Source organism: Cryobacterium roopkundense (assembly GCF_014200405.1).
Taxonomy (GTDB): Bacteria; Actinomycetota; Actinomycetes; order Actinomycetales; family Microbacteriaceae; genus Cryobacterium; species Cryobacterium roopkundense.
On sequence record NZ_JACHBQ010000001.1, the window covers coordinates 903,771 to 918,841 of the forward strand.

Consider the following 15,071-nt stretch of genomic DNA (forward strand, 5'->3'; position numbering starts at 1 on the left):
AGAACTCCGGGACAGAGGCGACACAGATGACGCCCGACACGACCACCCAGACCCTCACACTCGCCAAGGCCATCAATGCCGGCCTGCACCGGGCGCTCACCGACGACCCCAAGGTCGTTCTGCTCGGTGAAGACATCGGCGCGCTCGGCGGAGTCTTCCGCGTCACGAGCGACCTACTCGCCGAGTTCGGGCACCGCCGCGTGATCGACACGCCGCTGGCAGAATCCGCGATCATCGGTATGGCCGTCGGCCTCGCCTACCGCGGCTACCGCCCGGTCGCCGAGATCCAGTTCGACGGGTTCATCTACCCGGGCTTCGACCAGATCGTCAGCCAGGTCGCCAAGCTGCACTACCGCACCCAGGGCGCCGTGAAGATGCCGATCACCATTCGCGTGCCCTTCGGCGGTGGCATCGGCGCCGCAGAGCACCACTCCGAGTCTCCCGAGGCCTACTTCACGCACACGTCAGGGTTGCGCGTAATCGCGGTCTCCAATCCGCAAGACGCCTACAGCCTCATTCGCCAGGCCATCGCGAGCGACGACCCCGTGCTCTACTTCGAACCGAAGCGCCGCTACCACGTGAAGGGCGAGGTCGTGCCGGAGCTCGGCCGCTCGATGGAGCGTGCCACTGTCGTGACGCCCGGAACCCACGTTACGCTGCTCACCTATGGCCCGCTGGTTCCGACGGCGCGCGACGCGGCGCTCGCCGCAGCCGACGAGGGAGTGTCAGTGGAGGTCATCGACCTGCGGTCGCTGTCGCCGGTGGACTATCCGACGCTCGAGGCATCCGTGAGAAAGACCGGCCGCCTCGTGGTGACCCACGAGGCGAACCGCACGGGAGGAATCGGCGGCGAGATCATCGCGAGCCTCACCGAGAGCTGCTTCAACTATCTGGAGTCCGCGCCGGTGCGCGTGACCGGTTTCGACATTCCCTACCCGGCCGCAAAACTCGAAAGCCACCATCTGCCCGACCTCGACCGCATTCTCGACGGCATCGACACGGTGATGGGACGGTGACCATGCTCAAGGTTTTCAAGCTTCCCGACCTCGGCGAGGGTCTCACCGAGTCCGAAATCGTGGCGTGGTACGTTTCGCCCGGCGACACGGTGACCCTGAACCAGCACATCGCCGATGTCGAGACGGCCAAGGCTGTCGTTGAGTTGCCGTCGCCGTTCAGTGGCGTCGTCAGTGAACTGCACCAGCCCACCGGCGTGGTCGTGCACGTGGGCGAACCCATCGTGTCCTTCGATGTCGCGGATGCCGCCGGCGCGTCCCCGGCTCCGGCCGACGGGTCGGCGCCTGCCGCTGCCACGCCCGAGGTGCGCGAGGCGAACCTCGTGGGCTACGGTCCCGCCGTCGAACGTGGCGGGCGCCCGGCTCGTCGAGCTCGCCCCGGGAGCCCCGCGGCACCCGTCGTTGCGGCTGCGCCCGTCGCGGTGACTGCGCCGCCGGTCGTTGTTGTCGTCGCACCCGAATCCACTCCGGTCGTCTCGGCGGGGGAGCGTCCGCGCTCCACACCGCCGGTGCGCGCCCTCGCCCGAGACCTAGGCGTGAACCTCGAGACCGTCACGGGGACCGGCCCCGACGGACTGATCACCCGCGACGACCTGCGCGCTGCGCAGGTCCAGCCCGCTGCGGCAGCGGGGGCCGTCGGCACGATGCCGGCAGCGGCGGCGGCCGCGACATCCGCTCGTGAGAGCCGCACGCCGATCAAGAGCCTGCGCAAACTCACCGCCGCGGCCATGGTGCAGAGCGCGTTCACGGCGCCGCACGTCACGGAATTCCTCACCATCGACGTGACGCCCACCATGGATCTGCTCGAATCGCTCAAGACCAATCGGGCTTTCGCCGACCAACGCATCTCGATTCTCACGGTGGTGGCGAAGGCCGTGTGCATCGCGATCGCCCGCAACCCGAGCGTCAACACGCGCTGGGACGATGCCGCCGGCGAGATCGTGCAGTTCAACTACGTGAACCTCGGTATCGCCGCGGCTACCCCGCGCGGACTGCTCGTGCCGAACATCAAGGACGCACACGGCATGGGCCTCTCGGCGCTCGCTGGGGCGCTCGCCGACCTCACCACGGCCGCGCGGGCCGGAACGACCACGCCCGCAAGCCTCGGCGGCGGCACGATCTCGATCACCAACATCGGGGTATTCGGCATCGACGCGGGAACGCCCATCCTGAACCCCGGAGAGGCCTCGATCCTCGCGATGGGCGCCATCCGCCGCACGCCGTGGGAGTATCGCGGCGAGGTGGCGCTGCGCCAGGTGCTCACGTTGAGCCTGTCGTTCGACCACCGCCTGGTAGACGGCGAGCAGGGTTCGAAGTTCCTCGCCGACGTGGGCACCATCTTGGCCAACCCGGCCATGGTGCTCACAATGGTCTAGCCCCGACGCCGGGCCGCCGCGCCCAGGTTGACCAGGGCGCGGCGGCGGGGCACAGTGGAGCCATGAACTCCACAGCCGGACTCCTCGCGCCCTTCAACACCGCCCACGCGCTCGAGGGCAGCGCATTCGTGCACTTCGACGGGGCGTTGCACGCTTCCTTCGCCACAACGGATTTCAACGCTGCGGTCATGTTTGTCAATCGGGTTGCCCAGGCAGCGGACGCCATGAATCACCATCCCGATGTGACCCTCGGCTACGGAAACGTCGGGTTTCGCCTGCGCTCTCACGACGTGGGTGGGGTCACGGCCCGAGATCTGAAGCTGGCGGCCATCGTCGACGGACTCGCGAGTGCGCTCGGTGCCGAAGCGCTGATCGCCAGGCCCGCCCGGTATGACCTGGCCATCGACTGCACCGATGCCGATGCCATCCGCCCGTTTTGGGCTGCGGCCCTGAACTATGAAGAATTGGCCGGCGTCGATGGAATCGACCTCGTCGATCCACGTGGAATCGCGCCCAAGGTGTGGTTCCAGCATATGGAGATCGCTCGAACGGACCGTAATCGTGTCCACCTCGACGTCTACGTGACCGGGGACGAGGCAGAGGAACGTGTGCAGATCATTGTCGAGGCCGGGGGAACGCTGCTCACCGACGAGCACGCACCTGACTGGTGGGTGCTCGCCGACGTCGAAGGCAACGAAATTTGTGTCTGCAGCGCCACCCTCTAAGCCTGAATCCACCGATCGGGATCGAGATCTGACGGCGCGTTAAACCGAGAATGCCCATCTGATCAGGTAAATTAGGACTTGTCAAGAGTTCAGATTTACCAACCAGAGGAGCATCTCGTAGATGCAAGTTTCCCACACCAACCGCGCCGTTTCTGCATCATTCACCGACCCGAATCTCGTGTCGTCGGCGGGCTTGGTCCCGATCATGAAATTAGCCGCCCGTGCGGGGTTGGCGACCTTGGCCGATCAGTGGCTGAGCGTCCCCACCGACAAGGGCGCCAACGCCGGTCTGAAAGTCACGTCTCTGGTCGGCGGCATGGTCGCCGGCGCGGACTCCATCGACGACCTCGCCATTCTTCGTCACGGCGGCATGCGGAAAATCTTCAGCAACTGCTACGCGCCGTCAACGTTGGGGTCGTTTCTGCGCGCGTTCACGTTCGGTCACGTCCGGCAGCTCGACGCCGTCGCTTCCCGCTTCGTGCGGGGCCTGGCCGCGGAAACTCCGTTGCTCGTGCACGACACCGACGGCTACATGTTCCTCGACGTCGACGACACCATCATCGAAGTTCACGGCCACCAGAAGGAAGGCTCCGGCTACGGGTACTCCGGGGTGCGCGGCCTCAACGCGATCCTCGCGACAGTCAAGACGGACGTATCGGCGCCGATCATCATCGGCCAGCGACTCCGGCGCGGTGCCTGCGGATCACCGCGCGGCGCGGCCCGTCTGATCCGTGACGCCCTCGCCACGATCAAACGGCTCCGCGGAGCGGGAAAAGCACGCGTGCTCTTTCGTGCCGACTCAGCGTTCTACGGGCACGCCTCCATCAGCGCAGCCCTCAAAGCCGGCGCCGACGTTTCGGTCACTGCCCGGATGGACCCCGCCATCAAACGAGCGATCGGAACGATCCCCGGCGCTGCCTGGACCGCAATTGAATACACCAACGCCATCTATGACGAAGGCAGCAAAACATGGATCAGTAACGCCGAAGTCGCCGAGGTCCCGTTCACCGCGTTCACCTCGCGCAAGAAGAGCGAGCACATCACCGGGCGCTTGGCCGTGCGGCGGATCCCGGAACTGAACAAGAAAAACCTCGACCAGCCAACCCTGTTCGACACCCACCGATTCCACGCCTTTTTCACCACCAGCACCCTCGACACCGTCACCGCCGACAAAACCCACCGCGCCCACGCGGCGATCGAGCTCGTGAATTCCGACCTCAAAAGCAGCGCCCTGGCGCACCTACCCTCCGGTGTATTCACCGCCAACGCCGCCTGGCTGGTCATGGCCGTCATGGCGTTTAACCTCACCCGCGCCGCCGCGACGATCGCGGGAAACGGTCTCAGCCGATCGACCACCGCAACGATCCGCCGGAAACTTGTCAGCGTCCCCGCACGAATCTCAACCTCGGCGCGGCGCGTGACATTGCACCTGCCCGAACACTGGCCTTGGGAGAAACCCTGGACGGCCCTGTTCACAAAGAACTTCCGGCCCCAACAACCCGCCCCCACCTGACCAACCAGCCGACACCGACATCAACAGGAGCACCAGTGGAACACCCGGGCCGCGAGACCCGGACCACAACCACGCCCGAAACTCCGAAAGCTCGCCGAAACAAAATCAGGATCCGATCAGAGGTCGACCGGTGGATTCAGGCTAAGGACGGCGGGGGCACAGCTGCGGCGCGCGCAGCCGGTCTGTCAGGCCGCGCGACCGCGTGCGCGGAGTCGCATCAGGGCCGTGCCGGCCAGGAGCAAGCCTCCACCCAGGAGCATCGGCACTAGAGCTGAGAACCCCGTGTTGGCCAGTTTGCCGGCCGCGGCCGCGGAGGCGGTCACGGTGAGGTCAAGCGACACTTCGCCACTGGCGCCGCGCAGCACGATCTGGTGCGCGCCGACGGCCGTGCCACGTGGAATGACAACGGTCGCTGTCACGCCGCCCGATGCTGACGCCGTCTCGGTGGTGAGCCGGGCCGGAGTGGAGTACAGCCACACCTCAACCCGCTCGCCGGCTTGGAACCCCGCGCCGGTCACGGTGACCGCGGTGCCGCGGACCACGGACGATGCCGAACCGCTGAGGGTCAAGGTTGCGCCCGTGTCGGCCAGCGGCGGGTCGGCAGGGTCGGTTGTGGGTGGGTCGACGGGCGGCACGACGGGCGGGTCGACGGGTGGAACAACCGGCGCCGGCAGCACGCCGAGGATACTGGCACCCCACGCTCCGGTATCGGCGGCGAGAACGAGGAAATACGAGCCAGACGGGATCCCGGCCGGAATCGTGATGCCGGCAGTGGCCCAGTCGGAGGGCAGCTCGGCGGTGTGAACGGGCTCGATGATCCAGGGGGACTGCGCCAGGGCGGGAACGATGAGTACGGTGTTCGGCGCGTTCGCGGGGTCGCCGAGCGCGCCCACCGCAGCGGTGCCGCCTGCGTCGACTGTTGCGGGAGCGTTCACCTGGAGCGAGGGTGCGGTGGGATCGAAGATCGGAACAATCGACGCGGGGGAGGAGACGTCAATGACGGCGGTGGCCACGTCGGAGCGGCTGAAGGCATCCGTTACTCGAACCGAGATGGTGGCGGATCCGGGCACAGCGAAGGTTGTCGAGGTGATGCCGACGAAATTCGTGACATCGCGGGGCCCGTCAAATCGGCCGTCGCCGTCGAGGTCGAACTCGTACTGGGCGGCGCGGGAGGAGCCGACGGCCGAAACCACGGTCGGCACACCGGCCGTGGCCATCACGGATGCCGATACCCGGGCGAGGGGGGCTGCCGTCGGGTCCGTCGCCCCTGCGTCAGCGACAATACCGTGCGCCATGTCGGCCAGCTCGGCGGCGGATGTGGCGGCCTCGGTCACGCTTGCGGCGGTGTCGTAGGCGGCCGTGAAGTAGTTCAGATGCTGCTCGACGGAGCCTGTGAGTGCCCGCCAAATGGTGTCCCAGCGCAGGTCGCAGACCGGGTCATTGCTGTGGCATAACGAGGTCGTGTCGGTGTCTAGATCGTAGAAGGCATCCCACTTGGCGGCGTAGCCGGGGTTGCTCCACCGCAGTCCGCCGTCGCCTGAGCTGGCTGCGCCGGTGTTTCCTGCCGCATCGGGCCGCTGGAGCGGGTCGCCGAGGGTGACGACACCGACGACATCAGTGGGGTTGAGCTGCGCCAGGATGCGCGCGGCCATGGCACCCTGGGAATAGCCCAGGGCGATGAACTTGGGCTGAATGCTGCAGGCAGCCGATGCGATTTTGACCTGCTTGATGATGGCCTCGCCGGCAGCGGCGCCGTTCTCGACTGACTCAATCATCGGAGCAAGGCTGGTGAGGGCAACATCGACGGCCGGGTAGCCGAGGGCCTCTGTGCCGCCATCCGGACCGACGCCGATCACCGGTACGGAGTCCGCGCGGAGTCCGTCGCCGAGAACCGTGTTGGCGAACGGAACAAGGAGGCGCTGCAGGGTTGCGCCCTCCCAACCGTTGGTGACCAGATTCGATCCGGCGTAGTTGTAGGGACTTCCAGCATTGCCGGTGGTTACCGGGTCGACGTTGAGCTGTCCGCTGCCTCGGAAAGCGAGCACCACCACGGGGGCGCAGCCTTGCCCCGCAATGGCTGCGGTTGCGGTTCCGCCCACGAGGGCCGCTGACAGCAGGCCCCCCGCCGTCACTATGCACAGCAATCGTCGAGCTCGTGACGTCGTCATGTGTTCCCCCGGTTACGTGGCCCTGAAGGCCCATCGCGGTGCGCGCCAGTGCGCATCGCTATCGTGATCACAACTTAGGGCACGCCATTGACCTCAACAAGGCCCCCCTAATGGGGTGCACTACGGGAACGGTCTTAGGGTTGTCAGCGCTTCGGCCCGCACGGCGGTCGAGACGGCATCGAGGAGGGTGGACGAGACATTCCACCGCTGCCAGTACAAGGGAACATCGACTGCGAGGAGCGGCGCGAGGTCCACCAGTCCACCATTGATGATCTCTTCAGCGCACTGCTGCTCAGGGAGCATGCCCCAGCCGAAGCCCAGCATGATGGCACGCACGAAGTCGTTCGACGTGGGGATGTAATGGGTGGGGCCGCTGCTGCCGCTGCCCGCATGTTCGTGCAGGAACGCCTCCTGTAGGTCATCGTTGCGTTCGAAGGCCACGACGGGTGCGTGAGGTAGATCGGTCAGCCCTGGTCCGGCCGGCAGCCAGCGGGCGATGAACTCCGGTGTGGCGACCGCTCGGTACCTCATGTTTCCCAGAGCTTCCGTGACGCAGCCCTGGACGGGTTCCCGTGTGGAGGTCACGGCGGCCATGACGGTTCCCGCGCGAAGTAGTTTCGTCGTATGTTCCTGGTCTTCCCGGTGCAGATCGAAGGCGACTCCGAGACGGGCACCGAGTCCGGCAAGGGCGTCCAGAAACCAGGTGGCCAGGCTATCCGCGTTCACGGCCAGTGGTATCAGTACCGAGTCGCTGTCGGAACGGCCTTCGTGCAACTCGCGGACGGTGTCTGCCTCGAGAAGCTCGACCTGTCGTGCATAGCGAAGGAGAACTGTGCCCGCGTCGGTGAGCCTAATGGGCGTCGTGCGCTGTACGAGCACGCGGCCGCACGTCTGTTCCATGGCCTTGACTCGTTGGGACACTGCCGACGGCGTGACATGAAGGCGGTTGGCGGCCGCTTCGAAGGAGCCCTCGCTAACGAGGGCAAGAAGAGTAGAAAGCTGTTCGAGCGTAAAGCGCTGCATTAGATCAGCTTACTGAGGCTAAGAAACAATAGCTGTACTGAATTGGCCGATGGATCTAGCGTTGAACAGGTGACCACCTCCTCCACTCTCGTACCCGCCCTGCTGGGTCTCGCCACCGGTCTCTCGCTCATAATCGCGATCGGTTCGCAGAACGCGTTCGTGTTGCGTCTGGGCATCGAGGGGCGCAACGGCGTCATCGTTCCTGTCGTCGCGATCTGCGCAGCGTCGGATGCCGTGCTCATCATGGCCGGAGTGCTGGGACTCGGCGTCGTCGTTGCCGCGGCACCCGTCGCGATCATCGTCATGAGGGTGCTCGGGTCGGGATTCCTGATCACGTATGGGCTCTTCGCCGCCCGCCGCGCGATTCGCCCGGGAGCGCTGGTTGTGTCGGGTGTCGTGGCTTCCACGGGCATGCGGGTCGCCGTGATGTCGGTGCTCGCTCTCACCTGGCTCAACCCACATGTGTACCTCGACACGGTGCTGTTCCTCGGTGCCGTCGCGAACCAACAGGGCACGGCGGAACGCTGGTGGTGGGCCGGTGGCGCCGTTGCCGCGAGCTTCGTCTGGTTCTCGGCGCTCGGGTTTGGTGCGCGCCTGCTGCGCCCGATGTTCGCAAAGCCGAGCTCGTGGCGGGTGCTTGACGCCGTCATCGCCGTGACAATGATCGCCCTCGGAGTGCGCCTGGCCCTCGGACACTAAGCATCCTCGATCTTGCAGAGCGGCAACCGGGCACACTTCTAGCCCGATGCGGAGCTGGCCGTATTGGCGCGGCGGGCCGCCAGGTGCGGGTGGGGTCGAAGAGTACGGGGCCTCGCACCTCGGATCGGCCTCGCACCATGCGGATTTGCCACCCGGAGGTGTCGATGGTGGCGTGGTGGTACCAGCAGAGCAAGCATCCGATGGAGCGTGGTGGGCAGGCGATCCTCGATATGGTCGCCGGAGACGATGATCTCGTGATTGCGGCGATCACGGTGTGGACTGCGCGCTGGCTCCCTAGCGGTCGGCGAGGTCTGCGATCAGCAGTTGTTGTGAGGCGGCGAATCCATTGCGCTCATACATGCGAATCGCCCCGGTGCTCGAGTGCACGCTGACGTGTTCGAGGCCGAAGCGGCGGGCGGTGGCGAGCACCACATCCATCAGCTGGCTGCCGACATGCGAGTCACGTTCCTCGGGCACGACGTAGACGCACTGCACATCTCCGGAGGAGCGGTCGAGGGCCTGCGGGCTCGGTACGCGTGGAAGCACGGCGAGCCAGGCCATGCCCACAACGGTGTCGCCGCGCACCGCTACAAACGGATGGTGCGCTCCGGTCTGCTGCACGGCAAACGACTCGACCGACGCTATATAGTGCTCGCGGGTCACGGTTGGAACGGGTCCGACCTCGAGAATCCAACGCCACCGCAGTCCGGCAATCGCCCCGATCTCGTGTGGTTCGGCCGCGCGTACTTCGATGTTCTCCATAACCCCAGTCTGTCGCGTTGAGTCCAGCCAGCCCCGCGAGGGCGGCCTGCGCACGGGTTCGGGAGCGAGAGAGCTGACGGGGATCGAAAGCTCCGACGTCCGGGGTGGGGAGGCGATGGGGCTCTGTTATCTCGCCCACCGGGCGCTTTCGTGAGGTGCCGGGGGAGTGGGCTACGGGGCGGGGAGGCCGAGGGCGGCGAGGGCCATTTCCTCGAGGAGGGCGCGCACGGCGGCCTTCGAGGAGGCACGCGCGCTGTGCGGAGTCGAGTTGAGCAGTCCGAACGTGGCATGGGCGCGGATCCGGAGCAGGGCTTCGTCCACCGAGGGATGCACTCGGTGCAGCACGTCGACCCAGAGCTCCACGTACTCGCGCTGCAGAACGCGAACCCTGTGACGATCTGCCTCGGCGAGGCTGTCGAGGTCGCGGTCCTGCACGCGGATCACGTCGGGGTTGGACAGGGCGAAGTGCACGTGGAAGCGCACGAGATCTCGGAGGGCGGCCGCGGCATCCGTTGTCTCGGTGACGACGGCCCGGCCGCCGGCAACGAGGTCCTCGCTCACATCGATGAGCAGAGCCGCGAGCACGGCCTGTTTGCCGCTGAAGTGCCTGTACACGGCCGGGCCGCTCACCCCGGCAGCCGCACCGAGGTCTTCGATGGAGACCCCGTTGAATCCGGACCGGGCGAAGAGCGTGGCGGCGGCCGTGAGCAGGGCGGAGCGGCGGTCGGCCTTGGCCTGGCTGCGCGGCGTGGTTTCGGTCTGTGCGCTCATCGGCTCTCCCGCCTTTCAACTGGACATTTTAGTTAATCGTGACTAACCTGAATTTCAGTTAGTGAACACTAACTGTACTTGATGTCGGGTCATCCGGCTTCACCAACGGGAAGATGTCGATGGAGACACTCGCGAGTCAGCTCGACTCCTCTGCTCAGGCCTTCGTGGCCAACGACGCCGCCCAACGCGGCCTCGTGACCGACCTGAAACAGCGCCTCGCCACGGCCGCCCTCGGTGGGCCTGAGAAGTCCCGGCAGCGCCACCTCGCCAGGGGTAAGCTCCTGCCCCGCGAACGCATCGATCAGCTGCTCGACGAAGGCAGCCCCTTTCTCGAGATCGCGCCCCTCGCTGCGACCGGTCTCTACAACGATGACAGTCCCGGGGCGGGCGTCATCGCCGGTATCGGGCTCGTGCACGGGCGCTACGTTCTCGTGATCTCCAATGACGCCACCGTCAAGGGCGGCACCTACTACCCGATGACGGTGAAGAAACACCTGCGCGCCCAGGAGATCGCCCTCGAGAACCGCCTGCCCTGCGTGTACCTCGTCGACTCCGGCGGAGCGTTCCTGCCCATGCAGGACGAGGTCTTCCCCGACCGCGACCACTTCGGCCGCATCTTCTACAACCAGGCACGGATGTCCGCGGCCAAGATCCCCCAGATCGCTTCGGTGATGGGCTCGTGCACCGCCGGCGGCGCCTACGTGCCCGCGATGAGCGACGAAACCGTCATCGTGCAGGGTCAGGGCACTATCTTCCTCGGCGGCCCGCCCCTCGTGAAGGCCGCGATCGGCGAGATCGTCACCGCAGAGGAGCTCGGCGGCGGCGACCTGCACGCCCGCGTTTCCGGCGTCACCGACCACCTCGCCGAGAACGACGAGCACGCGCTGCAGATCGTGCGCGACATCGTCTCGACCCTGCCTCGGGCCCAGGCCCCGGTCTGGGACGTGATCCCGACGGTCGCCCCTGTCGCCGACGAGAGCGAACTCTATGGAGCCGTGCCCGTGGACGTGCAGGGCCAATATGACGTGCACGAGGTCATCGCCCGCATCGTCGACGGCAGTGAATTCCACGAATTCAAGCGCGAATATGCCACGACCCTCATCACTGGGTTCGCCCACATCCACGGCCACCCGGTGGGCATCGTCGCCAACAACGGCATCCTCTTCGCCGACTCCGCGCTCAAGGGCGCGCACTTCATCGAGCTCTGCGACCAGCGGGGCATTCCCTTGGTCTTCCTGCAGAACATCTCCGGGTTCATGGTGGGCCGCGACGCCGAGGCCGGGGGCATCGCCAAGCACGGCGCCAAGATGGTCACCGCTGTCGCGACCGCGCGAGTGCCCAAACTCACCGTCGTGATCGGCGGCTCCTTCGGCGCCGGCAACTACTCGATGTGCGGCCGTGCCTACTCGCCGCGTTTCCTCTGGATGTGGCCCGGCAGCCTCATTTCCGTGATGGGCGGGCCACAGGCCTCGTCGGTGCTCGCCACCGTGAAGCGTGAGCAGATCGAGGGCGGCGGCGACGAGTGGTCGGCCGAGGCAGAGACCGCCTTCAAAGACCCGATCCTGACGAAATACGAGACCCAGGGCAGCCCCTATTACTCGACCGCCCGCCTCTGGGACGACGGCGTCATCGACCCCACCGACACTCGCACGGTGTTGGGCCTCGCCCTCTCCGTGTGCGCCACCGCGCCGCTCGGCGAGTCCGCCTTCGGCCTCTTCCGAATGTGAGTGAAGCCATGACAACGACAACATTCGAGACGGTTCTGGTCGCCAACCGCGGCGAAATCGCCTGCCGCATCATCCGCACACTGCGTGAGAGCGGCATCCGCTCGATTGCGGTGTACAGCGACGCCGACCGTGACGCTCTTCATGTATCGCTAGCGGATGCCGCGGTGCGCCTGGGTGGCGCGGCCCCGGCAGACAGCTACCTCAACTTCGAGGCCGTGCTCGCGGCCGCCGCGCGAACCGGCGCGCAGGCCATCCACCCCGGCTACGGATTCCTGAGCGAGAACCAGGCCTTCGCGCAGGCCTGCGCCGACGCCGGGATCGTGTTCATCGGGCCGAGCGTGCACGCGCTGAACATGATGGGCGACAAGATCCGCTCGAAGAACCACGTGGCAGGTTACGGCGTACCGATCATTCCGGGGGTCGCGCAGCCAGGCCTCAGCAACGAGCAGCTCATCGCGGCGGCCGTGGACGTGGGCTACCCCATGTTGATCAAGCCGTCCGCGGGCGGCGGCGGCAAGGGCATGCACGTGGTGGAACGCGCCGAGGACCTGCCGGCCACCCTCGAGACCGCCCGGCGCGTGGCTCTGAGCGCGTTCGGCGACGACACCCTCCTGCTCGAACGCCTCGTGCCGACCCCGCGACACATCGAGGTGCAGGTGCTGGCGGACAACCACGGTACCGTCATCCACCTCGGCGAGCGCGAGTGCTCGCTGCAGCGCCGGCACCAGAAGGTGATCGAGGAGGCTCCCTCCCCGCTGCTCGATGAGGCCACCCGCTCTCGCATCGGCGAGGCGGCCTGCGCCGCGGCCCGCAGCGTGGGTTACAGCGGAGCCGGCACCGTGGAATTCCTGGTCTCCGCAGCCGCGCCCGACGAGTTCTTCTTCATGGAGATGAACACCCGCCTCCAGGTGGAACACCCGGTCACCGAGATGGTCACCGGCATCGACCTCGTCGACTGGCAGGTGCGCATCGCCGCCGGGGAGCCGCTCACCGTGGCCCAGTCCGACGTGACCCTCACCGGGCATGCGATCGAGGCCCGGGTCTACGCCGAGAACCCGGAGCGCGGTTTCCTGCCGACCACCGGCACCGTGCTGCAGTTGCACGAGGCCACCGGTGAGGGCGTGCGCGTCGACAGCTCGCTCGCCCCTGGCCTGACGATCGCCTCGCACTACGACCCGATGCTCGCCAAGGTGATCGCCTGGGCCCCCACCCGGCTCGAGGCGCTCACCCGGCTCGACCGGGCGCTCGCCGACACTGTCTTGCTCGGTGTGCACACGAACACGGAATACCTGCGGCTCCTTCTAGCGGACGCCGACGTGCGCGCCGGGCGTCTGGACACCGGCCTGATCGAGCGCAAGCTCCCCGACCTGAAATTCCGCGGCGCCGACGCGCAGCTGCTCGCCGCCGCGGCGCTGTTCCTGCACGGGCGCACGGGCCTGACTGCCGGGTCCGATGTGGCCGGCGCGAACGGCGTGTGGACGCGACCGAGCGGGTGGCGGATGGGTTCGCCCCGTCCGGTGCGGTATTCGCTCGGGGTGAGCGCGACCGAATCCGTTGACGTGCGGGTTGTCGGAGAGGCGGGGGCGGCATCCGTTTTGATCGGAGAGGGCCCAGCTGTATCGGCGAGCCTCACGACGGTCCCGGGCCGCGCAGGCTCGTTCAGCGTCGAGTACGACGGCGAGAACACGGTCTTCGCCATCGAGCAGTCCGGGGCGCGCGTACACATCGGCGTCGACGGATTCTCGCTCGAGCTGCGCTACCGATCGCGGGCCGAACAGCTCGCGGAACACCTCGCGAATCGCGACCGGGTGCCCGGGGCGGTCAGCCCCGACGTGCGATCGCCCATGCCCGGCACCGTCATCGCAGTGCACGCCGCCACCGGCGACACCGTGACCGCGGGCCAGACCATCCTCGTGGTCGAGGCCATGAAGATGGAGCACAAACTCGTGGCCTCCGCGGCGGGCCGCGTCACCGTGAACCTGAAGGTCGGCGACCTCGTGGCCCTCGACCAGGTCGTCGCTTCCGTCCTGGCTGCCACACCCCCGGACACGGCCGCAGACACAGCCCCAGAAACCACCCCAGACAACGGAGACTCAGCATGAGCTACGAACTCACCCCCGAATACCAGGCCCTCAGCGACACCGTCCGCGACTTCGCCGACACCGTCGTGGCCCCCGCCGCCTACGAGTACGACACCAAACGCAGTCTGCCCTACGGCATCATCGCGCAGATGGGTGAGATGGGCCTCTTCGGGCTGCCCTTCCCCGTGCAGTACGGCGGCCAGGGCAAGGACTACTTCGCCCTCTGCCTCGCCGTGGAGCAGCTCGCCCGCGCGGACCAGAGCATCGCCGTGACACTCGAGGCCGGTGTGGGCCTCGGCATCATGCCCGTCTACCGCAGTGGCACAGAGGCGCAGAAGCAGGAGTGGGTTCCACGCCTCGCAAGTGGCTCCGCGCTCGCCGCGTTCGGGCTCACCGAAGCGGATGCCGGCTCCGACGCCGCGGGCACCAAGACCACCGCAGAACTCACGGGCGGCGAATGGGTGATCAACGGCACGAAACAGTTCATCACCAACTCGGGTTCTGAGATTACGTGCCTCGTCACGGTGACCGCGGTCACCGGGGAATCGACCCGCGCAAACGGTTCCATCAAGAAGGAACTCACCGCCATCTTGGTGCCCACACCGACCCCCGGTTTCACCGCGCTGCCGCCCTACGACAAGGTGGGTTGGCACACCTCAGACACCCACCCTCTCGTGTTCGACAACGTGCGAGTGCCCGAGGCGAACCTGCTCGGGGAACGCGGTCGTGGCTTCGCGAATTTCGTGCAGACCCTCGACGAGGGCCGCATCGCCTTCGCCGCGCTCTGCACCGGCGCGGCGCAGGGCTGTCTCGAAGAGTCGATCCGCTATGCGAACAGCCGCAACGTCTTCGGCCGTTCCATCGGCTCCAACCAGCACATTGCCTTCAAGATCGCGCGGATGCAGGCGCGCGTGCACACCGCGCGTCTCGCCTACTACGACGCCGCTCTGAAAATGATCAACGGCAAGCCATTCAAGATGGAAGCCTCGATTGCCAAAATGGTGGGCAGCGAAGCGGCCATGGACAACGCCCGCGACGCCACGCAGATCTTCGGCGGCTACGGCTTCATGAACGAGAATCCCGTCGCGCGGCACTATCGTGATTCGAAGGTGCTTGAGCTTGGCGAGGGTACGACCGAGGTGCAGCTGATGGTCATCTCGCGAGCCCTGGGTTTCGCCGGCTAATCGCCAACGACCGAACGCTGAACGGGAGA

General features: G+C 66.7%; 12 protein-coding genes. 8 read left to right on the top strand and 4 right to left on the bottom strand.

Annotation, left to right across the window (positions count from 1 at the left end; all coding sequences use genetic code 11):
• Window positions 1–26: 26 nt before the first annotated feature.
• The 4 genes from BJ997_RS04240 to BJ997_RS04255 all read left to right on the top strand — a co-directional run bounded on the left by BJ997_RS04240 (window position 27) and on the right by BJ997_RS04255 (window position 4,627).
• Window positions 27–1,016, top strand: a complete 990-nt coding sequence (locus tag BJ997_RS04240; RefSeq protein ID WP_035835368.1) for an alpha-ketoacid dehydrogenase subunit beta — start codon at window positions 27–29, stop codon at window positions 1,014–1,016.
• Between the two features lie 2 nt (window positions 1,017–1,018).
• Window positions 1,019–2,389 (top strand): dihydrolipoamide acetyltransferase family protein, encoded by a 1,371-nt coding sequence (locus tag BJ997_RS04245; RefSeq protein ID WP_035835343.1) that lies wholly within the window; start codon window positions 1,019–1,021, stop codon window positions 2,387–2,389.
• A 62-nt stretch (window positions 2,390–2,451) separates the two neighbouring features.
• Window positions 2,452–3,114, top strand: coding sequence for a VOC family protein (locus tag BJ997_RS04250; protein WP_035835344.1), 663 nt, complete (start codon window positions 2,452–2,454; stop codon window positions 3,112–3,114).
• A gap of 121 nt (window positions 3,115–3,235) precedes the next feature.
• Entirely contained in the window at window positions 3,236–4,627 is a 1,392-nt protein-coding gene (locus BJ997_RS04255; RefSeq protein ID WP_035841060.1) for an IS1380 family transposase, read from the top strand.
• Window positions 4,628–4,812: 185 nt separating this feature from the next.
• Here BJ997_RS04255 and BJ997_RS04260 read toward each other — a convergent pair whose 3' ends face one another.
• Both BJ997_RS04260 and BJ997_RS04265 read right to left on the bottom strand, forming a co-directional pair.
• The gene (locus tag BJ997_RS04260) at window positions 4,813–6,795 is read right to left on the bottom strand and encodes a cutinase family protein (RefSeq protein WP_183323261.1); all 1,983 of its coding nucleotides are present in this window, start codon (window positions 6,793–6,795) and stop codon (window positions 4,813–4,815) included.
• Window positions 6,796–6,915: 120 nt separating this feature from the next.
• Window positions 6,916–7,818: a LysR family transcriptional regulator ArgP gene (locus BJ997_RS04265; protein ID WP_035836420.1), complete on the bottom strand. Its 903-nt coding sequence runs from the start codon at window positions 7,816–7,818 to the stop codon at window positions 6,916–6,918.
• A gap of 69 nt (window positions 7,819–7,887) precedes the next feature.
• Between BJ997_RS04265 and BJ997_RS04270 the strand changes: the two genes are divergently transcribed.
• Window positions 7,888–8,517: a LysE/ArgO family amino acid transporter gene (locus tag BJ997_RS04270; RefSeq protein WP_201771709.1), complete on the top strand. Its 630-nt coding sequence runs from the start codon at window positions 7,888–7,890 to the stop codon at window positions 8,515–8,517.
• A 294-nt stretch (window positions 8,518–8,811) separates the two neighbouring features.
• Here BJ997_RS04270 and BJ997_RS04275 read toward each other — a convergent pair whose 3' ends face one another.
• Complete coding sequence (locus BJ997_RS04275; protein WP_035836421.1) at window positions 8,812–9,279, bottom strand: GNAT family N-acetyltransferase; 468 nt, start codon at window positions 9,277–9,279, stop codon at window positions 8,812–8,814.
• Window positions 9,280–9,450: 171 nt separating this feature from the next.
• Entirely contained in the window at window positions 9,451–10,050 is a 600-nt protein-coding gene (locus tag BJ997_RS04280; protein ID WP_035836422.1) for an SACE_7040 family transcriptional regulator, read from the bottom strand.
• A gap of 119 nt (window positions 10,051–10,169) precedes the next feature.
• Here BJ997_RS04280 and BJ997_RS04285 point away from each other — a divergent pair, with 119 nt between their 5' ends.
• From BJ997_RS04285 to BJ997_RS04295, 3 genes are read left to right on the top strand one after another with little or no spacing between them, the layout of a single operon-like run.
• Window positions 10,170–11,777, top strand: coding sequence for a carboxyl transferase domain-containing protein (locus BJ997_RS04285; protein ID WP_035836423.1), 1,608 nt, complete (start codon window positions 10,170–10,172; stop codon window positions 11,775–11,777).
• Between the two features lie 8 nt (window positions 11,778–11,785).
• On the top strand, window positions 11,786–13,879 hold the full coding sequence (locus BJ997_RS04290; RefSeq protein ID WP_052542188.1) for an ATP-binding protein: 2,094 nt from the start codon (window positions 11,786–11,788) through the stop codon (window positions 13,877–13,879).
• Window positions 13,876–15,042: an acyl-CoA dehydrogenase family protein gene (locus tag BJ997_RS04295; RefSeq protein WP_035836425.1), complete on the top strand. Its 1,167-nt coding sequence runs from the start codon at window positions 13,876–13,878 to the stop codon at window positions 15,040–15,042. The genes BJ997_RS04290 and BJ997_RS04295 overlap by 4 nt, the downstream gene beginning before the upstream one ends.
• The last annotated feature ends 29 nt before the right edge of the window (window positions 15,043–15,071 follow it).